This window comes from Acinetobacter sp. YH12096 (assembly GCF_013419215.1).
GTDB lineage: Bacteria > Pseudomonadota > Gammaproteobacteria > Pseudomonadales > Moraxellaceae > Acinetobacter > Acinetobacter amyesii.
The window spans coordinates 88,488-109,379 of sequence record NZ_VPAM01000003.1 but is presented as its reverse complement, the minus strand read 5'-3'; the positions used below and the strand labels follow the sequence as shown (position 1 = coordinate 109,379).

Genomic DNA, 20,892 nt, shown 5'->3' with positions numbered 1-20,892 from the left:
TCAGGGAACAAGATAGGATTTCACTATGCAACAAGCGGTATTTGGTGGTGGATGCTTTTGGTGTGTAGAAGCAGTTTTTCTACAACTTCAGGGCGTGCAAACAGTTGTCAGTGGTTATGCAGGGGGAATTACTCAGCATCCAAGCTATGAGCAAATCTGTGAGGGAAATACCCAACATGCAGAAGTCATTCAGATCAATTTTGATGACAGCCAAATCAGTTTTAGCCAATTGCTGGATGTATTTTTCGCAACCCACGATCCCACTACGCTGAACCGTCAAGGCAATGATGTCGGTACACAGTATCGCTCAGTGATTTTCTATCAAGACGAATCACAAAAGCAAATCGCTGAACAACGTATTGAAGAATTAAAAGCTGAAGGCATCAATATCGTGACTGAACTCAGTCCAATGCCGACCTTCTACCCTGCCGAAGAATATCATCAGAACTTCTTTGCGCGTAACCCAAACCAAGGCTACTGTAATTTTTCAATACCACCTAAACTCATGAAATTACGTAGCAAATTTCAAGACCTACTCAAATCTGAGTGATCTATTTGTACGACATTTTTTCAAAATAGAGACATAAAAAAAAGCGACATTTCAGTCGCTTTTTTTTAGCTATCTTTACTCAGTGCTTAGTTATCACTGGCAAAAGCGATATCGCTGAGTCCGGCTCCACTCGCACGCGACATCACTTGTGCAACTGTGTCATAACGTGATTCTTTATCGGCTTTTAATACCAATGCAGGCTTACGTTCTTGCTGACCAGCTGTATTAAGACGACTTTCTAAATCTTCGAGCGTGACAATATCACCATTCCAAGCGATATCACCCGCTGAGTTAATGCTGATGGTTACGCTTTCAGGCGGCAGATCAATCACTTCTGCAGTCGTTTGTGGCAAGGTTAATGGAATTGATGGGTTGGCAACAGTCGCAGTCACCAAGAAGATGATCATCAATACCAACATAATATCGATGAGCGGAATGAGGTTCATCTCATTCATGCCAGCATCGTTGTCTTCACCCAATTGAAAAGCCATTAAGCTTGACCTCCAGCTAAACTTTGCTGTGCAGTTTTCACGTCTTCTTTCTTCGCAGCAGAATCTTGTTGCAACATCGTGTCAATCAATAAACCATGTGCTTGATCTTGCAATTCATTCGACAGTGTACGGTTAAAACGAACACAGATGTTATAAGCCAATACCGCAGGAATCGCCACAGCCAAACCAAGACCGGTCATGATCAAAGCTTCACCGACTGGAGTTGCCACTTGCGCTAAACCCGCTTGACCGCTTTTACCCACTGCTACAAGGGCATGGAAAATACCCCACACTGTACCGAACAAACCTACGAACGGTGCAATTGAAGCAATCGTACCCAATACAGATACGCCTTTTTCAGCATTAGCTTTTTCTACCGAAATTTGACGTAGTAATGCTTGTTCAGCCACAGCCTTACGTTGTTCAAAAGCCAAAGGAGCAAATTTCGCTTTCAGTTTGCTTAGTGCATCTGCAAGGTGGTTATACGCCACTTGTTTGAGCTGACGTGTGCCCATAATACGAAGAACGAAGATCGTCCAAGTCGCAATCGACATTGCAAGTAACACGAAATACAGTGTTTTGCTGACTGCATCTGCATGTTGCCAATAAACTGAAAAGTTCATATTCGAACTCCTAATGGGTTAGCCGGAATCTTAATTAAGTTTAAAGTTGAATGGTTGATCAACTCGCGTCGGAGTTGCCACACCATTATCAATATATTTGGATAAACGTGCACGCTTCACTGCATCAGTCACTTTACGGTTTACAGCAGCGCCACAAGTCGAGTTTTTAATGGTTGCTGATTCGACTTTACCTTCAGCACTTGCTGCAATCGCAACTTCAACTGTACACGACGCTTTTAATTCACCATCTTCAAATTGAACATTCGGTTTCTTAATCCAACTGACACCATTACCAATGCTGACTGTTTTAGGTGTCGGTGGCGCAGGTGGTGCTGGAGGCGCAGGTGGTGGTGCAACAGGTGCCGGAGGTGTTGGTTCAACACGAACGACTTTCGTTTCAGAAACCACAGTTGAAACAACAGGTGTTGGTGGTACGTTTTTGACCGCTTCAACAGTTGGTTTCGGCGCATCTTTCTTTTTCACCTGTTCCAGTTTTTCCACTTTCTTCGGTGGAGGTGGTAAAGGCTTATCTACAATTTTAACTTCTTTTGGCTTTGGTGGCTCTTTCTTCGGTTCTGGTTTTGGCTTCGGAGGTTCTGGTTTTTTCTCTTCAACAATCTTCACAAAGCGAACTTTAATCGGATCTTTTTCGATCGGTTTAAGTTCTGGTGCTTTCATATTGCTGACCGCCCACAATACCCCCATATGCCCTACCACAACAGCGAGAAGCGCAGTAATGATTTTCTTTTTCATCGGGTTAGGTGATTGCATCATTGGAGCGGGAGATTGACTCATTAAACTCAGTTACCTTGAAGAAGCGATTGCATTTATTTTGTCAAAAATACAATCATGCTCATCGGTTAGCACAATTAAAGTACGGCAATAATAAATGAGAAGTGTTTTCATTTGCAACTATTAATTCGTCAGTTTTAATGACTTTTTTTAATCATAATATAAAAAAGGCATACCTAAAGTATGCCCTTTTATTCAAAAATTCATCTCGTTTTATTGAAATACAACAGTTTTATTACCATCGACAATAATACGATCTTCAAGATGCCATTTGACTGCACGTGCGAGCACATTACGTTCTACGTCCTGACCTAACTCACGCAATTGTTCAACAGTAAAGTCGTGGCTTACACGCTCTACGTCTTGCTCAATAATCGGCCCTTGGTCAAGATCAGCAGTCACATAATGCGCTGTCGCACCAATCAACTTCACACCTTTTTCATGCGCTTGCTTATATGGGTTCGCACCAACAAAGGCTGGGAGGAATGAATGGTGAATGTTGATCACTTTCATTTCCCATTTTTGAACAAATTCTTCGTCTAAAATTTGCATATAACGAGCAAGAACCAATAAATCATTGCCTTGCATCAATTGATCAATTTGCTCATAAGCTTCACGTTTGTTTTCTTTGTTCACGGGAACCACTTCAAACGGAATACCGAAATTTTCTACAGATTCACGTAAAGCATCGTGATTAGACACGACTTTGGTGATTTCACATGGCAAACCACCACGTGCATGACGCCATAACAGCTCAAGCAATGCATGGTCAACTTTAGACACCAAGATACCGACTTTCTTCACATCACTGACTAAAGCTAAACGCCAGTGCATGTTGTAACGCTCAGCAACATTGCTCGCAAATGTTTGAGTTAGACTTTCTTTACGGCTTTGTAAATTGTCCAATTCGAACTCAACACGCATGAAGTATCGCCCCCCTTGAGCTTCAGTCGCGTATTGATCAAGTGCGGTAATATTTGCTCCCTGATGATACAAAAAGCTCGATACAGCTTGCACAATCCCCGGTTTATCTTCACAGGTAATGAGTAAGCGTGCTGTGTTAGCGGTCGACATATTCATGTTGGTTTATATCACTAATCAGTTAAATTGAAAAAAGAGCCGAGTATTCTAACGCTTTTTAAAGCCAGACTAAATAGTCTTATTCAGTAACCTGATGCTTTGCGTTTGAAAGACTTGCAAATAAGTCCGACGGCCCTAAAGTTTCGAGCAATCGCTCATAGGTTTCACGGCTTTCACCACGTAGATATGCACCTTCTAAGAACACCATTTGTCGTAGTGCTTGCCACACCCACTTTTCTTCCAAAGTGTTTGAGTCAGTAATATGGCCAGACATATAAAGGAAGTTGGTCCAGTTGGTCAGCACGATCCACAAGTTAATGGTTAAGGCCTCAATTTCAGAATCGGTCATCTGCATTAAGCCTGCATCGACAAAGGCACGATAAATTTTCTGCCCTTGTTGCATGACTTGACCGGCAAAACGTGGATACATTTTGCGGAAATCTTCATTATTTTCGACCAAGTGATAAACATCACGATGTAAAAAGCGATAAGCCCATAATTGGCTACTTAACACTTGGAAATAGCGAATTTTATCATTGGCATCAAGCTGACGATCATCAGGAAGCGCTAACATTTCTAGCGTTTCATGCTGATATTGCTCCATTAATTCCTTAATAATTTCACTTTTATTTCGGAAATGGTAATACAAGTTACCAGGACTCATTCCCAGTTCAGCAGCAATATGATTGGTTGTCACTGAACGCTCGCTACGCTCATTAAACAACTGCAAACTCAGCTGCAAAATACGTTCTTTCGTTTTTAAGGTTTTGGTGTGAGACATCCTAAAACAACCATTTATTTCAAAGCATTAGAACACTAACACATAAAGTAACTTGACTATTTAGAGTATTTACTCTAAAAATTAATTAATCGCTAATTTGGATATGGTCGTGCGACATGAATAGTCAGACAAAAACAACTTCAATGACACCACATTCTTTTGATCAGCAGCATCTCAACAATATGTTGGAACAGCAGAAACAAGCGTATTTACGTTACCCATTGCCTACAGCGAAGGAACGTATTGATCGTTTGGCTCGGCTTAAGCGTATCTTAGTTAAGTATCAAGATCAATTTGCTGATGCAATTAATCAAGACTATGGTAACCGTTCTATTGGTGAAACCAAGATTGGTGAGTTACTTACATGTCTTGAACACATTAAATATTATAGCAAGCATTTGACAGACTGGATGAAACCATCCAAACGCCATGTCGGAATTATTCACCAACCTGCAAAAGCATGGGTGCAATATCAACCGCTTGGTGTCGTCGGCATTATTACGCCATGGAACTACCCACTGCTTCTTTCTATAGGCCCACTGATTTGTGCTTTGGCTGCGGGCAACCATGCCATGATCAAAATTTCGAGTGCCTCTGCGGCATTCGGTGATGTGCTAGAAAAAGCTCTCGCAGAAGCATTTCCTCAAGAATTGGTCGCAGTCGTCAACGGTGGTGGCCCAATTTCAGATGCGTTTAGTCACCTTGCCTTCGACAAAATGATTTTTACTGGCTCGACCAATGTCGGTAAAACCGTCATGGCGGCAGCGTCTGAAAACTTAGTTCCGGTGATTTTAGAATTAGGCGGAAAGTCACCTGTATTGGTTCATCCGTCTATTGACCTTGCAGATGTCGCACAGCGTCTTGCGGTTGGTAAACTTTGGAATGCAGGTCAAACTTGTGTTGCACCTGACTATGTGTTCTTACCTCGTGGTAAAACAGCTGAATTTTTAGATCACTATAAAGTGTGCGTTGAAGCCATGTACCCAAGTATTGCCCAAAATCAGGACTACACCTCGATTATTAATGACAAGCAGTACAACCGCCTACAAGGTTATTTAGAAGATGCGCGTGATCAAGGCGCACAAATCATCAGTTTTAACCCACAAAATGAAGATGTGGACGCTGTACGTAAAATTGCACCGACTGTTTTAACGGGTGTCACTCCAGACATGCAAATTATGCAGCATGAAATCTTCGGTCCGATCCTTCCGATCATGGAATATGATCAAATTGACGAGGTTATTGCTTTTATTAATAGCCGTCCTCGTCCACTTGCTTTATACTATTTCGACTTTGATCAGGCACGTGCCGACTATGTCGCAACACGTACCCATTCAGGACATTTCGGACAAAACACGGTATTAACCCATGTTGCTCAAGATGACCTGCCGTTTGGCGGTGTGGGGGCTTCGGGTATGGGGAAATATCATGGTCCAGAAGGTTTCTTCAGTTTGTCGCATGAACGCTCGGTGATGTCGAATCCAAAACTCTATAGTTTGAAATTCATTCTTCCACCGTTCAATAAGCCGATCCACAAACTGATTTCGAAGACACTTCTTCGATAAACGATCAAGGCATGAACGATCACACTAGGTGATCGTTCGTTTTATGCAAAATCGCTTGTCTTTTAAGCGCATTTTTGATATAAAACGCCCCTTGAATGAATTCAATGTTTTTTTTGACTGGCCATACAGATTTGCTGTTGGCTAAATCAATGGAGTTACACCATGTCTAAGGTTTGCCAAGTTACCGGCAAGCGTCCAGTCGTTGGTAACAACGTCTCACACGCCAACAACAAAACTAAACGCCGGTTCGAGCCGAACCTGCATCACCACCGTTTTTGGTTAGAAAGCGAAAAACGTTTCGTACGTCTTCGTCTAACTACTAAAGGTATGCGTATTATCGACAAATTGGGCATCGAAAAGGTTGTTGCTGACCTACGTGCTCAAGGTCAAAAGATCTAAGGAGCTACGAACATGCGTGATAAAATTCGCCTAGTTTCTTCTGCTGGTACAGGTTATTTCTACACTACCACTAAGAACAAACGTACTATGCCGGAAAAAATGGAAATCAAAAAATTTGATCCAAAAATCCGTCAACACGTAATCTTCAAAGAAGCTAAAATCAAATAATTTTAGTTTTTTGAAAAAAACGACCTACTTAGGTCGTTTTTTTTTGCATTTTTTTTATTCGAATTGCTAAACTTTCAAAATGCTTTTTGGCACTTTTTGTGCTTGTCTTTTTTACCCTTAACTTAGGCTTAAGGAGTTTTTAGTGCCTCATGATGTAGAACTCATAATATTACTTGCTGTTGGCTTTGGTTTTGCCTTAATTTTTGGCTATATTGCTGCACGCCTGCGACTTCCTCCCCTTATCGGCTATCTGATTGCCGGTATTATTATTAGCCCAAACACACCTGGGGTAGTTGGCGATATCCATCTCGCTAACCAATTGGCCGAACTCGGTGTCATGTTCCTGATGTTTGGCGTGGGTATGCACTTTTCACTCAATGATTTGATGCAAGTCCGTCGTATTGCCCTCCCGGGTGCCATTTTACAAATTGCAGTGGCGACCTTACTCGGTATGGGAATTTCCATGCTTTGGGGCTGGAGCATGGGCTCAGCCTTAGTGTTTGGCTTAAGTTTGTCGTGTGCAAGTACTGTCGTTCTACTCAAAGCCTTAGGTGATCGCGGCTTACTCAACTCCGTCAATGGTAAAATTGCCGTGGGTTGGCTCTTGGTTGAAGACTTGGTGATGGTTCTGGTCCTGGTCCTTCTACCTGCGACTGCCGTACTGCTTGGCGGTCAACCGCTCACATCAGGCAGTGCCGATGAAAATATTTGGCTGACCTTAGGTCTAACTTTACTCAAAGTTGCTGGCTTTATTGCCTTCATGCTGATCATTGGTAAACGCTTAGTGCCAATGATTATGCAAGTGGTTGCGCGCTTAGGCTCACGTGAATTATTCACGCTCACCGTGGTTGCAGCAGCCGTATCTATTGCCTTTGGTGCCTACAAGGTATTTGGTGTATCCATGGCACTGGGCGCATTTTTTGCCGGTATGGTGGTCAAAGAGTCTGACTTTAGTCACCGTGCAGAAGAAGAAACTCTTCCGCTTCGTGAAATTTTTTCGATTCTGTTTTTCGTCTCCGTCGGCATGCTGTTTGATCCACGGATCTTGATTGAACAACCACTTCATGTCTTAGCAGTAGTCGGCATTATCATGATTGGTAAGACCATCGCTGCAATGGCGTTGGTGTTGTTCTTCCGCTACCCCATCAATACCGCATTAACCGTTGGGGCAAGCTTGGCGCAAATTGGTGAGTTCTCATTTATTTTGGCGACCTTGGGTGTATCTCTAAACCTCCTTTCTATGGAAGGACAAAACCTGATACTGGCAGGTGCATTAATCTCGATTACACTCAACTCATTTGTATTTTCTGCAATCGAGCCTATGCAGCGACTCATCCGTGAGCGCTCGAATTTGGCCCGTTTACTGGAACGTAGTAGTGACCCATTAGCCATGTTGCCTGATGAGGTCTCACAGGATTATCTACGTGATCAGGTGGTACTGATTGGTCATGGTGAAGTCGGTCGTCGCATTACCCGTGAATTAATGAATGAAAACATTAAAGTGGTTATTGCTGAAGAAAATCGTGAAATCGTGGAAAACTTACGGGAAAAAGGCATCGCTGCGGTATCCGGTGTGGCAACAGAACCCGGCGTTTTAATTCAAGCCCATATTCAACACGCACGCCTTTTGGTCATTTCACCTATGGATATTTTAGATATTCATAAAATTGTCGACATTGCCAAAATGCTGAATCCGTCTATCCAAGTATTGGTTTGTGCGGAAAGCAAAGAAGAAGCTGAAGTCATTCGTCGCGACAATGTCGGTGAGGTTTATTATGCCAAAGAGGAAATGGCGAAAAATATGAGCAATCATATTTTAAATCAAATCCAAATTGCCCATCATCAAACACCGACACACTAAGTGCCTAAATAAAACGCTTAGGGGCGATACAAAAAAGGCGATGCATTTAAGCATCGCCTTTTTTAAACTGATAAAATTCAGCATTTTCAAAATTACAAATAATTGAATTTAAAATATATATTGATAAAATTAACACCAAACAAAGCATCATTTTAAAAACTTCAAACAAGATAAACATGTTCAGTCTCTATTTAGGCTTTGCCATTATTTTAATTGGCGGTCTGGGCTTTCTCATCGCTGCATTTAAAACCAGTATTTTATGGGGACTGGGCTGTCTATTCTTTTATCCCATTTCCATCGTCTTTCTGATTTTGTATTGGCAAGATGCCAAAAATCCATTTTTCTTACAGCTCATCGGGGTCTTCATTGTATTTTTAGGATCGATGCTGATCTCACCTGCTGAATTGGGCAAAGTCTAAGTGCCATTTTGAGTATAAAAAAACGCACCAAAAGGTGCGTTTTCATCAACATGATCCACAAAATCAGCAGCTATATGATTAGCTCATATATTTTGGCTTTTCATCAACCACTTCGGCATGCCATTCATCCACTTGTTTTTCTAACAAACCAAACAATGCAGCCTGAATCATTTGCTGAGCGATCACACTCATTTGATCGCCCAAAATATTGCGTAATTCTTCATTGAATTGGATAGTCACCAAAGGCTCTTTTTCTGAGCCTGCATTACGCAATGCCAACTCACCACCTTCCAATTGAACCAGCTCTAAAATTGCTTCCTGGTTCCCAAAGAGTTCTTTCAACTGTTCTATAGACATATATCCCTCCATGCGCAACATGGTGATAAAGGCATCTGCACTTTGTATTACTTAGATAATCTTATATCGGGTTAAATAAATTTATTTCAAGTAGCAATAGTCCGATTAGAATTCCACCATCTCGTTACGAAATCCATCAATCAATTGGGTTAGATCACGATGCCATTCACGCAAAATAGCGGTATCTGGCAACCATGCTTGCGGTGTTTGAGTGACTTTAATAATTAAATTTGAAGACGTTTCATCTTCTGGCTCTGGTGCAGACGGTTCAGGTGCATACTGACACATACGATGTGCGCGTTTCAGCTCTGCAATAAAGCCCTGCTTTGCCAATTGCTGCATAACAGTCACTTCAGGTGATACCTGACCTTTTTCAGCCATCAGCGTTTCAATCGACTTTAACGTGGGCGCAGGCTCATTTAAACGATAGTAACGCACCAACTCTTGTAAAAACGCAAGTACTGCACCATGCAAATGAAAAACCGCTGCTTCGCGATAAGCCTGAGCTTGTTGAACATGATCGGTCTGCTCGGCTTGCTGACATGCAAGACGGCTAAAATATAACTTTTGATTGGTACGATCAGCATGAAAGCGAGCAACACGAGACATGAACAATTCCCTAAATTTTGGCGTTTTTCTACATGAATAAGCTTAAACGGATTTTTAGGAAATTCACAATAAATATTATGGATGATCGATTTCAATTAAATAAATGTCACGCTTTGCAGGAACAGACATATCCCAATGGATCATCCTGATATTTTCCAAACGCCAAGCCCAGTACCCTGCTGCCCAATATGTCGCCTGCGCTAGCTCTACCTCATTTTCAGTCCATGCATGAACGTCATATACATCGACCATCGCCACCGCACGTCCAATATCTTCATCTCCACTTTCATGTAAGTAGCGTTGATTTTCCACAATCACTAAATCTTTTAAAGGCAAATGCTCAGGCTGCCATGAGCGGACTTCAAGCGTTTTACGTCCGCACGCAATGTTCGAACCAGATGGCGCAACAATCGACAAGGCCGAGTAGCATTTTTTCATAGATCACCGATAAAAAAGGAGCGTTACGCTCCTTTTTGAATTTATGCTTTAGGCTTATCTTCAGCCGCTTTTACGCGAATACCCGCACCTTTGACTTTCAAAGTATTCAGGCCTTTAATCGCTTTTACAGCTTCACGACCATTTGGCATTTCGACAAAACCAAACCCTTTCGATTTACCTGTGCTTGCATCCATAACAACAACAGCAGACTCTACTGCGCCAAATGGTTTAAACAGTTCAACCAATTCTGCTTCAGTAACTGAACGCTCTAAGTTACGTACTAAAATTTTCATTCAATCTTCCAAATAGACAGCATCATCAAAAAGCATTTGTCTATTTTGCTTTTTAACTTGCGTGTAAATCACGTCAAAAATCTATTTTAATCGAGATCGATACCAAAATCTAAATTAATCGATTTTCTTTCGATTAACGCACTTTTTACGGTTTGCTGACGGGTTTTATAGTGTGTTTCCAAACTACATAAATTTCGAGTTAAATCATTCATAAAGTAACTTTCTACTTTACGCCCTTGCTCATCGACAGTTTCACGCGCCCAGTGGTTCAAGTTTTGCTTGGTCAAAATCAATTCATTTTGCGCACGTGTCAGCGCCACATATAACACGCGACGTTCTTCTTCCACTTCATCGAAATTACCTTGGGCACGTGCATGTGGATATTGCCCTGGCGTGACATTCGCCACATAACAGACTTTTTGCTCCGTTCCTTTTGCCGAATGAATGGTAATTAAGGTCACGACATCACTGTCAGATTGGCGTTCAATTTCAGAAATGGAAACTGGGTCAAGCACATATTCTTCTAAGAATTCACTCAACTGGGTATGTTTGGATGCCAGTTGTTTCACCAGATCAAAATCCCCGACACGGCGATTCCAATCTTTTTTATAGTTTTCTTCCAGCTGCTCAGAAATCGCTTGAACAGCCAAGCTTACACATTCTTTGACCTGATCTTTCAACACCGACATTTGCTTCATCATCAGAATCGCTTGGTCAGGCACTTTGCCAAATTTTTCCAACTTGGTTGCAATGGCTTGCATTTCTGGCTCAAGTAAAATCTGCTGCGATAACTTACTCGCACCGACATCACCCACACCATTCCACAAGGTTAAAAAGCGCATCCACGCGATATCATCTAAAGGATTGGCCACTACACGCAGCACACTGAGCAAGTCTTTTACATGGGCTGTTTCAAGTAATTTCATTCCGCCAATAAAGCGATACGGTACGTTTGCGGCAATACAGGCTGCTTCAATATGACGGGCGGCAAAGCTTGAACGCACAAGCACCATATGATCCGACCATTTGCTGCCTTCGAGGTAATGACGCTCTTTAATGTCGATGGCAATCCATTTGGCTTCATCAAACTCATTCGGGAAAATATGCATTTTCGGCTTAATACCTTCACCACGATAGGCATCTAAGCGTTTGTCATATTTAATTTCGCTTTCATCCAACAACCAATTTGACAAGTCTAAAATTTCTTGGGTTGAACGATAATTTTTTTCGAGTTTGAAAATCTGTGCGTCGGGTACACGCTCTTTAAAATGGTGAATATTTTCAAAATCTGCACCTCGGAAGCCGTAAATGGACTGCGCATCATCGCCGACACAGAACAAACTGACACGTTCTTTTAGTGGCTCAAGTAACGCCCATTGCAGCGGATTGGTATCCTGCATTTCATCAACCAACATGTGGCGACAAATCGAAGCGACATAATCGACCAATCCATCTGATTCCGCCAAGGCTTTCGCCACAATCGCCAAGATATCGTCATAATCTAAAAAACTACGCGCACGTTTACGGGCTTCGTATTCTTTCATGATATCCGCGATTTGATCTTTCAACGCAAAGTACTCAGGCATTTGCTTTTCCATAGCAATGCTGAGTTTTTGGCGCGTATTCCGCGCAAAGGAATACAGATCACAGAGTTCTTTCGGCTTGGGCAAGTGATTGGGGTTTTTCTTATCATCACGACCACGAATCAGGCGGAACATCATGAGTTGATCATCACGATCAATAATCGAAAACTGTTCTAGGCCAAAGGCATTTGGAATACGGCGCAATAGGTACATACAAAAAGTATGAAAGGTTGATGCACGTAACCCTTTGGCTTGCTCACCTAGAGCCAACTCCACACGAGCGACAATTTCACTGGCCGCACGGCGAGTAAAAGTCAAAATTTGAATTTGATTGGCAGGCACGCCTTGATCAATTAAATAAGCTGCACGCGCTACGATGGTTTTGGTTTTACCACAACCTGCTCCTGCCAAAACCAAGCTATGCTGTGCTTCTGTTGTTGCGGCTTGTTTTTGTTGAGGATTTAATTCATCAATCAGGTTGGCTAAACTCATGGTGTCTCATCGTGCTATGTGAATTGGTAGTTTAACAGAGCTACCCTAAATTCACAGCGTAGACGACTACAAAGTGACTCAACTTGACGCGGAAACACACCGTTTTAACCATGACTATTCATTTAAAATTTTCATTGTTTATACAGTAAAAAATCAGTAGATTTACAATTCAATATCATTAGAAAAACAAAGACCTATTTAAATCCATAGGCTTATAACTTTAGAAAATAACCGTCTCTAGGAATCATGACATGTTCAATAAATTTTCACAGCTTTCATTGTTGGTACTGAGTGGTAGTTTTTTTCTAAGCCCAAGTATTCAAGCTGCAGATGGACTTAGTCCCATGACACCTAGTGAGTGCCAAAAAGATTTTAACTTTAGCTCTGAATTTATACTCAAAAATGATGCTGGTATTCGAGCAAAAAACTGGGACAACTATCCAGAAAATATTCAAAAGGTCATAAATGAGCAAAACACTAAAATTACACAAGTAAATTCGGTCGATGCCTGTAAAGAAATTACCAATCACTTTCTCAAATCTATTCGTAAAGGCCATCTGAGCTTAGGCCGAAAAACCATATCAGAAGCCATCACAGAGAGTTCAACAATACAATCAAGCAATCTCGTGACCACGCAAAAATTATCCGAGCAGACAACCTTAATTACCATCCCAACTTTTGATCTGTCTGTTCAAAATCAACTTGAAAAGATCATTCAAGACAATCAAAACCAAGTGTTAGACGCACGTTTTTTAATTCTTGATCTACGCAAAAACTCAGGCGGTTTTGATACATCAGCACAACCCCTTTATCCACTTTTGGGAGCAGCTGAGTATTGGTTTGAAATGCCCCAAATTTATGCATCTACAGATAATATTCAATCATGGAAAGAAACAGCCAAAACCTTACCTGATGGAGAAATCAAGGTAGAATTTAATCGTATGATTGCTAAACTTGAAAGCAACAAAAATAGCTGGGTTGGGATGACAAAGCAGAAAGAGGAAAAATATGTGATCGCCCATTCAGACGTAAAAGCTACGCCCCAAAAAGTTGTTATTCTGTCAGATGAAGAATGCGGTAGTTCGTGTGAAATGTTTATTTTAACCGCACGTCAAAATCCGAATGTTTTAGTCATGGGGCGTAACACTTATGGGGCTTTAGATGCTTCAAATATTCGAACCATCAAAACGCCATCTCAACAATTCACACTGTATTATGCAACCACATTTATCCACCGCCGTACCGGGCAGCAAATTGACGACATTGGTATTGCACCTAATATTCGTCTCCCTAAACCGCAAAATCTAACCGAGTACCAAGCAGAAGTTACATTTGCACAGCACTATTTAGAAAATCGCTTATAGAAATAACACTTTTCAGAACCGATCCATCTTAAGAGGAGTAGGTTCTGATCTTTTACATATAGAATTGATGAGATCTTTACAACTTTTTTCTAAGTATGTTTCTGCATTTTTTAATGTATCTTTCAACTTACAATCTGGTGGATTAATCCCAACAATCTGTGTGAAACCTAAATCATAGAGTTCTGCTATCCCCTCACCCACTAGACCAGTAAAGGCGATCACAGGTTTATTATACTTTTTTGCAACTTGCGCCACACCAAATGGCGTTTTACCGAACTTAGTTTGATGATCAATTTTCCCTTCACCTGTCAGCACATAATCTGCCTGTGCTATTTTTTCATTCAACTGACATTGTTCAATGACCAATTCCACACCTGATTGCATCGATGCACCTGCAAAAGCCATCAACCCAAAACCTAATCCACCTGCAGCGCCTGCACCTGCGACAGCACGTAAAGCACAATCCAATGTCGCTTCAACCACATCGGCATAATGACTGAGGTTCTGATCTAACTGACGCACCATCTCCTGCGTTGCACCTTTTTGCGGGCTAAAGATATGGGATGCACCATTTTCACCACATAGTGGATTAATGACGTCGCTGGCAATGATAATTTCTGTATGCGCTAAACGTGAGTCGAGCTGCGTCAAATCAAGACTGTTAATTTGATCCAGATAACCACCACAAACTGCTATTTCGAAGCCATTTTCATCTAAAAATTGCGCCCCCAAGGCCTGCGCCATACCTGCACCGCCATCATTGGTCACACTCCCGCCCAAGCCAATGATAATTTTACTTACTCCAAAGTCTAGAGCAGCCTTGATCATTTCGCCCGTACCATAAGTTGACGTCAGTAAAGGATTTCGCTGAGCAATATCGACAAGATGAATACCATTGGCTTTTGCCATTTCAATCACCGCAGTTTTTCCTCCGTCAATCAAACCGAAATACGTCGTCACACGTTGATTGGGCAAAGGACCTGTAAGCGCTATCGGCACTTTTTGACCGTGGCAAGCACTGAGTAACGCATCCACAGTTCCCTCACCGCCATCTGCCATTGGCACAGCGATGACATTTGCATCAGGTATGAGTTTTAAAATTGCACGCCGCATCGCGTCACAGGCTTGTTGAGCACTCATACTTTCTTTAAATGAATCGGGCGCAAGAACAAAAGTGGTCATCTAAATTCTCAAAATAAAACTTGTCCGCAACCATAACGGTTTTAAAATAGCAGGTATATCTAAAAACATCAGAAAGGCTCGAAATGTCACGAATCAATCTAGGTCAGTCTGCACCTGAGCTATATAAAAAAGTCGCAGAACTTGATGCACTGGCAATGAAAAAAATAAATGAAGCTGGCCTAAGTGAAGGATTAGCTCATTTACTCAAATTACGTGCATCCCAAATCAACGAATGTGCGTTCTGTATTCGCATGCATGCGCAAGATGCACTTAAAACAGGTGAAAGCATTGAACGTATTAGCCTACTCAATGCATGGCGTGAAACTGCGTACTACGATGAAAAAGAACGTGCGGCTTTAAGCTTGATCGAAGCGATTACATTGATCGCCGAAGGCCAAGTTCCCGATGCAGTTTATGAAGATGCTCTACCCTTTTTAACGGATGATCAAATCAGTGCGATTGAATGGCTCGCAATTGTCATTAATACATGGAATCGTATCGCAATTAGTAGCCGCTATAGCGTGAAACCTTAACGGGTTGTACACATTTCAAGTGAATAAAAAAAGAGTGCCTCAGCACTCTTTTTTTATTTATCGGATCCGCAAGCAGCTTACTGCTCTGCCGAGCTTTTCGGCACTTCACGTCGAATATAAGAAGCCAAAGTAAGGTAGTTGACCCCTTGGAATAAAATATCAACCGCCAAGAATAATCCTAATACCCAAAATGGCGCATCAGGCGACATCAAAATGATCACACCAGTAATCAAGGTCAATAGCCCTGAAAATAGTGTCCATCCCCAACCTTGAAATGCTCGAAATAGCACAGCATTAAAGATACGAATGACCCCTGCAATGATCAAAATAATCGCCAATAAATTGGTCAGGACAATGGCCGTTTTGACAGGCGTTGTAAATGCATAATAGCCTGCGACCAAATACAGCACACCAAATAGTGCCCAGAACCAGCGGTAACCGCCTTCAAAAATTTTAAATGCTGCAATGAAATGGATTACGCCACCTAACATCATCAGCACACCAAAAATATAAATCACCGTAAGTGTCGCAAATGGCAAAGCTGCCAAAAGGACCAATCCGAAGACCACCAATAAAGCACCTAAACCGAGATACCACTTACGGTTTTCATGGAGCTGACTGCGAATTAAATCGTTGCCTACTGTTCTCATGTTTTTTCTCAAGTTATTCGTTATTCAATGGATTATGCAACTTCATGATGAAGAAAAATGAAAGAAAAGTCCAAATCTTATCCACACTGCCAATTGAAACTGTGGATAAGATACGTTTTATCCACATTATTTTTTCCATCCCACTTCAATCGCTGTGACGTCACTCACCACAGTATCAGCTAAATCTTCAGGCATTTTACTTTGCGTCTGTGAGGTAGGAATATGCCCTGCCATCAGTTCAGCTTTGCTTTGTGGAAACAAAGGCTGCCGCTCAGGTTCTGCATAACCGACAGGAAAAATCGGCTGACCTGTAGCCAAATCATACTTATCAGTTGCACCAAAAGCGTGTAATAACTCATGTGCTAAAACGATTTTATTCTGCGCTGTCTGTTTATTCGATGCAAATAAATTCACCGATCCAATTCGACCATTTTCCAAGGCTGTGGAATGTTTAAGTTCTTTGGTTTGAGTCGGATCGTAATAATTTAGAAAGAGCGTGACACTCGAAACCCCGTCTACATTTTCATGCTGTTGCCAAGCATAGTAGCGGAATTTCAAACTCCATAAGATAACATCCAACATACCGGCGTCATTGGGTACTTTGGGAGGTAAAACTTTCAGCTCACGACCTAACTTAAAATACACATAAGTCGGTTGCCCTCGGTATTTCTGTGCTGTCGCTTGTAAATATTGTTGAACATCGTTTAAATCATTGACAGAGAGCTGCTGTATATAAGCTTGTGTGCTCTCTCGACCATCTGCATTAATTGGATGTAACAATATAAAGATCGGTTTACTCCAGTCTTGGTTTTTGTCTTTATAGGCATTGACTGCAACAACCAATAAAATCAGCAATAAGCACAGTACCCGAATTTTTTTCCACATTGATGGTATACCCAATCTACTTAATCAAGCTATTAGTCTTTTAATTTTTATGAATTTTTTGGATTTTTCTATTTTAAAATCCAACCATTCGCTATTTATTGATTCTATTGCTTCTTCATAATTTCGAATATTTAAATCTGAATTTTCTAAATTTTGAATGATTATGCTTAATTCAACCCATTCACTTTCATTAGCATTTTGATTAATCGCTTTCTGCACTAATCGTATGAAAGTACTAAAGCTTCTTTTTCTGAGAAACATTTGGCTCCCAACTAATTTCGTTTCAAACACGCCTAAAGCCTTAACCAGACCTGAAAGTTTTTCATGTCCATAATTTCTAGTATCAAAATCCGACTTTACCGCATTGATATACCCTCCAACTAGACCTAAATATGCCCAACCACTGTCATCAGCATTATCTTTCACAGCTTTATAAATCAAATTCAAAGTGGGTTTATCAATGATTTCAGTGATTGTATTCTCTTTAATCTGCACAGATGGCTTTGGTTCACTTACTTTTGTATTTTCAATGACTTCTTTAATTGGTGAATTAATAAGATCTTCTTCAGTATTTTTTAGCTCATTATCTTGCAGTAAGTTTTCAACATAAATAAATTTATCACATGCTTTTTTAAATGCCTCTGGCGTCGACTTTTTTCCAAAACCGTAAACACTTAGCCCATTTTCACGAATTCTAGATGCTAAAGGGGTAAAATCACTGTCGCTTGAAACAATACAAAAGCCATCCAATGAACCTGCATACAGCAAATCCATCGCATCAATGATCAAAATCATATCCGTTGCATCTTTGCCCTTTGTGTAAGCAAACTGCTGAACAGGTGTGATGGCATGTGGAAGTAAGACTTCACGCCAATTTTTTAAGGTTTCGCTGCTCCAATCTCCATAAACGCGTTTAACACTTGCGATTCCATATTTTGCAACTTCTTCCAACACATATGGAATAGCATTGATCGATGAGTTATCCGCATCTATGAGTACAGCAAACTTTTTCGTTTGAATTTCCACTATTCCCCCCAATCATTTTTATCATTTAAATTTTGATTAATTCTGACATAAAAAATGCCGACCGAAGTCAGCATTTTATTGATTTTAAAGCTTAAGCCTCAACCCACTTACCGTCTTGGTACACCAAAGACCATTTGGTTTGTTTGCCTTCAGCATTTTCAGAACCAATATATTGCGCTTGGTTTTTACGGCTGAATTTCACCAATGTAGGATTTCCTTCAGGATCGACATCCGGTGCTTGCAAGATGAACTGATATTTTGCATCCAACTGATCTGCGACAGAACGTAGTTCAGCCACTTTCGGTGCACGAGTTTCACGAACTTTCGGGAACTTACTTGCAGCTAAGAATAAACCTGCTGCGCCATCACGAAGGACAAAGAAGTCATCATGTTTGGTTGAGCGTAAGTGTTCCATTTTAATTGGATCTACACGTGGAGGTGCAGGCTGACCGCTCTTCAACACTTTACGTGTATTGTCACAGCTATTACATGCAAAGTAAGGACCGAAACGGCCTGTCTTCAATTGCATTTCACCATCACATTTGTCGCAAGGAATGGTTGGACCATCATACCCTTTGATTTTGAACTCACCTTCTTCAAGCTCAAAACCAGCGCAGTCTGGGTTATTACCACAGATATGTAACTTACGGCCGCCATCAATCACATAGCTATCCATGGCTGTTTCACAGATTGGACAACGTTTTTTCGACATTAAATCTGCTGTTTCTGCCGAGTCATCGTCAGACAGTGCAGCCAATGATTCTACAGGTGTTAGGTTCAAAGTCCCCTTACAACGCTCTTTTGGAGGTAAGTTATAACCGGAACAACCCAAGAACACGCCTGTAGTCCCTGTACGAATCTGCATCGGACGATCACATTCTTTACAGTGCACAGCATCCACTTCTACAGGTAAATTACGGCGCATGCCATTTTCACCCTGAGCTGTGGTTAAACGTGTTTTAAAATCACCGTAGAAGCTATTGAGTAACTCTTTCCAGTTACGATCACCATCGGCGACTTTATCTAGCTGACCTTCAAGATCTGCCGTAAATGCATAGTTCATCAAGTTATTGAAGTTTTCATCGAGACGGTCTGTCACGATTTCACCCATTTTCTCGGCGAACAAACGACGGTTATCGAGCTTCACATAACCACGGTCTTGAATGGTTGAGATAATCGCAGCATACGTCGATGGACGACCAATACCTTTTTTCTCAAGCTCTTTGACCAATGATGCTTCAGTGAAGCGCGCAGGTGGTTTAGTAAAGTGTTGCGATGGGTCTAATTTTTCAAGTTTCAGTAATTCACCGACTTTTACAGCAGGAAGCAGTACATCATCATCCGATTTATTTTGACCACGCACTTTAGTGAAACCATCAAAGACCAATGTGCGACCTTTGGCTTTGAGTTCGACGCCATTGGCATTGACTAAAATCGTTGATGATAAATATTCTGCAGGGGTCATTTGACATGCAACGAACTGACGCCAGATCAAGTCATAAAGACGCTGTGCATCACGCTCTACACCCACCAAACTATCGCCTTTTAGCGCGACATTTGATGGACGAATCGCTTCATGGGCTTCTTGCGCACCAGCTTTATTGCCGTAGCGATTTGGTTTAGCCGGTAAATATTTTTGACCAAACTCAGTTTCAATATGACCACGAACCATATTTACAGCGTCATCACTCAAGAATGTTGAGTCTGTACGCATGTAGGTAATAAAGCCGGCTTCATATAACCGCTGTGCCAACATCATGGTTTTCTTCACAGAAAAACCTAAACGTGTACTTGCTGCTTGTTGCAATGTAGACGTGATGTAAGGCGCGCTTGGATTAACCTTGGTTGGTTTGTCTTCACGTGCTGAAACTGTGTAGTCGGCATCTTTAATCAGGTTCAGTAAAGCATCCGTTTCAGCTTTATTGTGCAGTTTTAAAGTCTTGCCATTTTGCTTCACTGCTTCTAAGCGGATATCGTCTTTCTTCGACTTGGTATCTGCAAAAACTTGCCAAAATTCTTCTGGAACGAAGGCACGAATTTCACGTTCACGCTCAACCACAAGTTTAACAGCCACAGATTGCACACGACCTGCCGATAAACCACGGGCGATTTTTTCCCATAAGAGTGGCGAGATCATAAAGCCCACAATACGGTCGAGGAAACGACGGGCTTGCTGAGCATTGACTTTATCTGTATCCAGGCGAGAAGGATGTTTAAACGCTTCTTGGATGGCATTTTTGGTAATTTCGTTGAACACCACACGTTGATAACGTGAGTCGTCACCGCCAATGACTTCTTTTAAATGCCAAGCAATTGCTTCTCCTTCCCTATCCATATCCGTTGCGAGATAGACCTCGTCAACTTGCGATGCAAGCTTTTTCAGTTCCGCAACAACATGTTCTTTACCCGGTAGGACTTCGTACTGTGCCTTCCAGTCATTTTCAGGGTCTACACCCATACGATTAACCAAAGCTTTTTGTGCTTTTTTGGCTTTTTCAGCTTCAGTTAATTTCGCACGAGTTACTGGCTTTTTCTCTGCTGTTTTACTCGAGCCGCCTGTAGGCAAATCACGGACATGACCCACCGATGATTTTACGATGTAATCAGAGCCCAAATATTTATTGATTGTTTTCGCTTTTGCAGGCGATTCCACAATCACTAACGCACGCTTTTTCCCAGCATCGGCAGATTTTGCTGTGGTACTTTTAGATGTGGACCGAGGAGCGTTCGCCATAGTTAACCATCATTCCT

23 protein-coding genes are annotated in these 20,892 nt (G+C 41.5%); 8 read left to right on the top strand and 15 right to left on the bottom strand.

Features of this window, described 5'->3' with window-relative positions:
• The first annotated feature begins 25 nt into the window (after positions 1-25).
• Positions 26-550: a peptide-methionine (S)-S-oxide reductase MsrA gene (gene msrA, locus FTU36_RS01915; protein ID WP_180010195.1), complete on the top strand. Its 525-nt coding sequence runs from the start codon at positions 26-28 to the stop codon at positions 548-550.
• Positions 551-636: 86 nt separating this feature from the next.
• On the opposite strand, the gene FTU36_RS01910 is transcribed toward msrA, so the two are convergent.
• The 5 genes from FTU36_RS01910 to FTU36_RS01890 all read right to left on the bottom strand — a co-directional run bounded on the left by FTU36_RS01910 (position 637) and on the right by FTU36_RS01890 (position 4,317).
• Positions 637-1,041, bottom strand: a complete 405-nt coding sequence (locus FTU36_RS01910; protein WP_078189686.1) for a biopolymer transporter ExbD — start codon at positions 1,039-1,041, stop codon at positions 637-639.
• Complete coding sequence (locus FTU36_RS01905) at positions 1,041-1,664, bottom strand: MotA/TolQ/ExbB proton channel family protein (RefSeq protein ID WP_168377886.1); 624 nt, start codon at positions 1,662-1,664, stop codon at positions 1,041-1,043. The genes FTU36_RS01910 and FTU36_RS01905 overlap by 1 nt, the downstream gene beginning before the upstream one ends.
• A 30-nt stretch (positions 1,665-1,694) precedes the next feature.
• Complete coding sequence (locus FTU36_RS01900; RefSeq protein WP_180116697.1) at positions 1,695-2,459, bottom strand: TonB family protein; 765 nt, start codon at positions 2,457-2,459, stop codon at positions 1,695-1,697.
• 210 nt (positions 2,460-2,669) lie between these two features.
• Positions 2,670-3,536, bottom strand: coding sequence for a formyltetrahydrofolate deformylase (purU, locus tag FTU36_RS01895; RefSeq protein WP_078192727.1), 867 nt, complete (start codon positions 3,534-3,536; stop codon positions 2,670-2,672).
• Positions 3,537-3,615: 79 nt separating this feature from the next.
• Positions 3,616-4,317, bottom strand: coding sequence for a TetR/AcrR family transcriptional regulator (locus FTU36_RS01890; protein WP_168377888.1), 702 nt, complete (start codon positions 4,315-4,317; stop codon positions 3,616-3,618).
• Between the two features lie 116 nt (positions 4,318-4,433).
• Between FTU36_RS01890 and FTU36_RS01885 the strand changes: the two genes are divergently transcribed.
• The 5 genes from FTU36_RS01885 to FTU36_RS01865 all read left to right on the top strand — a co-directional run bounded on the left by FTU36_RS01885 (position 4,434) and on the right by FTU36_RS01865 (position 8,729).
• Entirely contained in the window at positions 4,434-5,882 is a 1,449-nt protein-coding gene (locus FTU36_RS01885; RefSeq protein WP_180004568.1) for a coniferyl aldehyde dehydrogenase, read from the top strand.
• 162 nt (positions 5,883-6,044) lie between these two features.
• Positions 6,045-6,281: a 50S ribosomal protein L28 gene (gene rpmB / locus FTU36_RS01880; protein WP_000048256.1), complete on the top strand. Its 237-nt coding sequence runs from the start codon at positions 6,045-6,047 to the stop codon at positions 6,279-6,281.
• Positions 6,282-6,293: 12 nt separating this feature from the next.
• On the top strand, positions 6,294-6,449 hold the full coding sequence (rpmG, locus tag FTU36_RS01875) for a 50S ribosomal protein L33 (RefSeq protein WP_001205031.1): 156 nt from the start codon (positions 6,294-6,296) through the stop codon (positions 6,447-6,449).
• Between the two features lie 142 nt (positions 6,450-6,591).
• A complete protein-coding gene (locus FTU36_RS01870; RefSeq protein WP_180048845.1) occupies positions 6,592-8,310 on the top strand; it encodes a cation:proton antiporter in 1,719 nt (572 codons plus the stop codon).
• A gap of 176 nt (positions 8,311-8,486) precedes the next feature.
• Positions 8,487-8,729 carry a hypothetical protein gene (locus FTU36_RS01865; RefSeq protein WP_180026029.1) on the top strand — a complete coding sequence of 81 codons (243 nt, stop codon included), beginning with the start codon at positions 8,487-8,489 and terminating at the stop codon, positions 8,727-8,729.
• Between the two features lie 78 nt (positions 8,730-8,807).
• Here FTU36_RS01865 and FTU36_RS01860 read toward each other — a convergent pair whose 3' ends face one another.
• The 5 genes from FTU36_RS01860 to FTU36_RS01840 all read right to left on the bottom strand — a co-directional run bounded on the left by FTU36_RS01860 (position 8,808) and on the right by FTU36_RS01840 (position 12,501).
• A complete protein-coding gene (locus FTU36_RS01860) occupies positions 8,808-9,086 on the bottom strand; it encodes a hypothetical protein (protein ID WP_078192732.1) in 279 nt (92 codons plus the stop codon).
• 105 nt (positions 9,087-9,191) lie between these two features.
• A complete protein-coding gene (locus tag FTU36_RS01855; protein WP_111884067.1) occupies positions 9,192-9,695 on the bottom strand; it encodes a DUF6586 family protein in 504 nt (167 codons plus the stop codon).
• A 75-nt stretch (positions 9,696-9,770) separates the two neighbouring features.
• Complete coding sequence (locus FTU36_RS01850) at positions 9,771-10,133, bottom strand: ASCH domain-containing protein (protein ID WP_180116696.1); 363 nt, start codon at positions 10,131-10,133, stop codon at positions 9,771-9,773.
• A 41-nt stretch (positions 10,134-10,174) separates the two neighbouring features.
• Positions 10,175-10,426, bottom strand: a complete 252-nt coding sequence (locus tag FTU36_RS01845) for an RNA-binding protein (RefSeq protein ID WP_078189697.1) — start codon at positions 10,424-10,426, stop codon at positions 10,175-10,177.
• An 86-nt stretch (positions 10,427-10,512) separates the two neighbouring features.
• Positions 10,513-12,501: an ATP-dependent helicase gene (locus FTU36_RS01840; protein WP_180062925.1), complete on the bottom strand. Its 1,989-nt coding sequence runs from the start codon at positions 12,499-12,501 to the stop codon at positions 10,513-10,515.
• A gap of 251 nt (positions 12,502-12,752) precedes the next feature.
• On the opposite strand from FTU36_RS01840, the gene FTU36_RS01835 reads away from it, so the two are divergent.
• Entirely contained in the window at positions 12,753-13,865 is a 1,113-nt protein-coding gene (locus tag FTU36_RS01835; RefSeq protein ID WP_180116695.1) for a S41 family peptidase, read from the top strand.
• Between the two features lie 12 nt (positions 13,866-13,877).
• Here the strand turns inward: FTU36_RS01835 and FTU36_RS01830 are convergent, their stop codons facing one another.
• A complete protein-coding gene (locus FTU36_RS01830) occupies positions 13,878-15,047 on the bottom strand; it encodes a glycerate kinase (protein WP_180116694.1) in 1,170 nt (389 codons plus the stop codon).
• An 83-nt stretch (positions 15,048-15,130) separates the two neighbouring features.
• On the opposite strand from FTU36_RS01830, the gene FTU36_RS01825 reads away from it, so the two are divergent.
• Positions 15,131-15,580 carry a carboxymuconolactone decarboxylase family protein gene (locus FTU36_RS01825; protein WP_180055624.1) on the top strand — a complete coding sequence of 150 codons (450 nt, stop codon included), beginning with the start codon at positions 15,131-15,133 and terminating at the stop codon, positions 15,578-15,580.
• Between the two features lie 77 nt (positions 15,581-15,657).
• Here FTU36_RS01825 and FTU36_RS01820 read toward each other — a convergent pair whose 3' ends face one another.
• The 4 genes from FTU36_RS01820 to topA all read right to left on the bottom strand — a co-directional run bounded on the left by FTU36_RS01820 (position 15,658) and on the right by topA (position 20,875).
• Complete coding sequence (locus FTU36_RS01820) at positions 15,658-16,230, bottom strand: HdeD family acid-resistance protein (protein ID WP_078189701.1); 573 nt, start codon at positions 16,228-16,230, stop codon at positions 15,658-15,660.
• A 126-nt stretch (positions 16,231-16,356) separates the two neighbouring features.
• Entirely contained in the window at positions 16,357-17,115 is a 759-nt protein-coding gene (locus FTU36_RS01815) for a hypothetical protein (protein WP_180116693.1), read from the bottom strand.
• A 24-nt stretch (positions 17,116-17,139) separates the two neighbouring features.
• On the bottom strand, positions 17,140-18,141 hold the full coding sequence (locus FTU36_RS01810) for an NYN domain-containing protein (RefSeq protein WP_180116692.1): 1,002 nt from the start codon (positions 18,139-18,141) through the stop codon (positions 17,140-17,142).
• A gap of 91 nt (positions 18,142-18,232) precedes the next feature.
• A complete protein-coding gene (gene topA, locus FTU36_RS01805) occupies positions 18,233-20,875 on the bottom strand; it encodes a type I DNA topoisomerase (protein ID WP_180005285.1) in 2,643 nt (880 codons plus the stop codon).
• Positions 20,876-20,892 lie beyond the last annotated feature (17 nt).

Bases quoted from the DNA above. Each gene is read 5' to 3' on its own strand.
- FTU36_RS01910 (WP_078189686.1), bottom strand. From the start codon at position 1,041: ATGGCTTTTCAATTGGGTGAAGACAACGATGCTGGCATGAATGAGATG.
- FTU36_RS01900 (WP_180116697.1), bottom strand. From the start codon at position 2,459: ATGAGTCAATCTCCCGCTCCAATGATGCAATCACCTAACCCGATGAAA.
- purU (WP_078192727.1), bottom strand. From the start codon at position 3,536: ATGAATATGTCGACCGCTAACACAGCACGCTTACTCATTACCTGTGAA.
- FTU36_RS01855 (WP_111884067.1), bottom strand. From the start codon at position 9,695: ATGTCTCGTGTTGCTCGCTTTCATGCTGATCGTACCAATCAAAAGTTA.
- FTU36_RS01860 (WP_078192732.1), bottom strand. From the start codon at position 9,086: ATGTCTATAGAACAGTTGAAAGAACTCTTTGGGAACCAGGAAGCAATT.
- FTU36_RS01815 (WP_180116693.1), bottom strand. From the start codon at position 17,115: ATGTGGAAAAAAATTCGGGTACTGTGCTTATTGCTGATTTTATTGGTT.
- FTU36_RS01885 (WP_180004568.1), top strand. From the start codon at position 4,434: ATGAATAGTCAGACAAAAACAACTTCAATGACACCACATTCTTTTGAT.
- FTU36_RS01865 (WP_180026029.1), top strand. From the start codon at position 8,487: ATGTTCAGTCTCTATTTAGGCTTTGCCATTATTTTAATTGGCGGTCTG.
- FTU36_RS01845 (WP_078189697.1), bottom strand. From the start codon at position 10,426: ATGAAAATTTTAGTACGTAACTTAGAGCGTTCAGTTACTGAAGCAGAA.
- rpmG (WP_001205031.1), top strand. From the start codon at position 6,294: ATGCGTGATAAAATTCGCCTAGTTTCTTCTGCTGGTACAGGTTATTTC.
- FTU36_RS01830 (WP_180116694.1), bottom strand. From the start codon at position 15,047: ATGACCACTTTTGTTCTTGCGCCCGATTCATTTAAAGAAAGTATGAGT.
- FTU36_RS01820 (WP_078189701.1), bottom strand. From the start codon at position 16,230: ATGAGAACAGTAGGCAACGATTTAATTCGCAGTCAGCTCCATGAAAAC.
- FTU36_RS01825 (WP_180055624.1), top strand. From the start codon at position 15,131: ATGTCACGAATCAATCTAGGTCAGTCTGCACCTGAGCTATATAAAAAA.
- FTU36_RS01835 (WP_180116695.1), top strand. From the start codon at position 12,753: ATGTTCAATAAATTTTCACAGCTTTCATTGTTGGTACTGAGTGGTAGT.
- FTU36_RS01890 (WP_168377888.1), bottom strand. From the start codon at position 4,317: ATGTCTCACACCAAAACCTTAAAAACGAAAGAACGTATTTTGCAGCTG.
- FTU36_RS01850 (WP_180116696.1), bottom strand. From the start codon at position 10,133: ATGAAAAAATGCTACTCGGCCTTGTCGATTGTTGCGCCATCTGGTTCG.
- topA (WP_180005285.1), bottom strand. From the start codon at position 20,875: ATGGCGAACGCTCCTCGGTCCACATCTAAAAGTACCACAGCAAAATCT.
- msrA (WP_180010195.1), top strand. From the start codon at position 26: ATGCAACAAGCGGTATTTGGTGGTGGATGCTTTTGGTGTGTAGAAGCA.
- rpmB (WP_000048256.1), top strand. From the start codon at position 6,045: ATGTCTAAGGTTTGCCAAGTTACCGGCAAGCGTCCAGTCGTTGGTAAC.
- FTU36_RS01905 (WP_168377886.1), bottom strand. From the start codon at position 1,664: ATGAACTTTTCAGTTTATTGGCAACATGCAGATGCAGTCAGCAAAACA.
- FTU36_RS01840 (WP_180062925.1), bottom strand. From the start codon at position 12,501: ATGAGTTTAGCCAACCTGATTGATGAATTAAATCCTCAACAAAAACAA.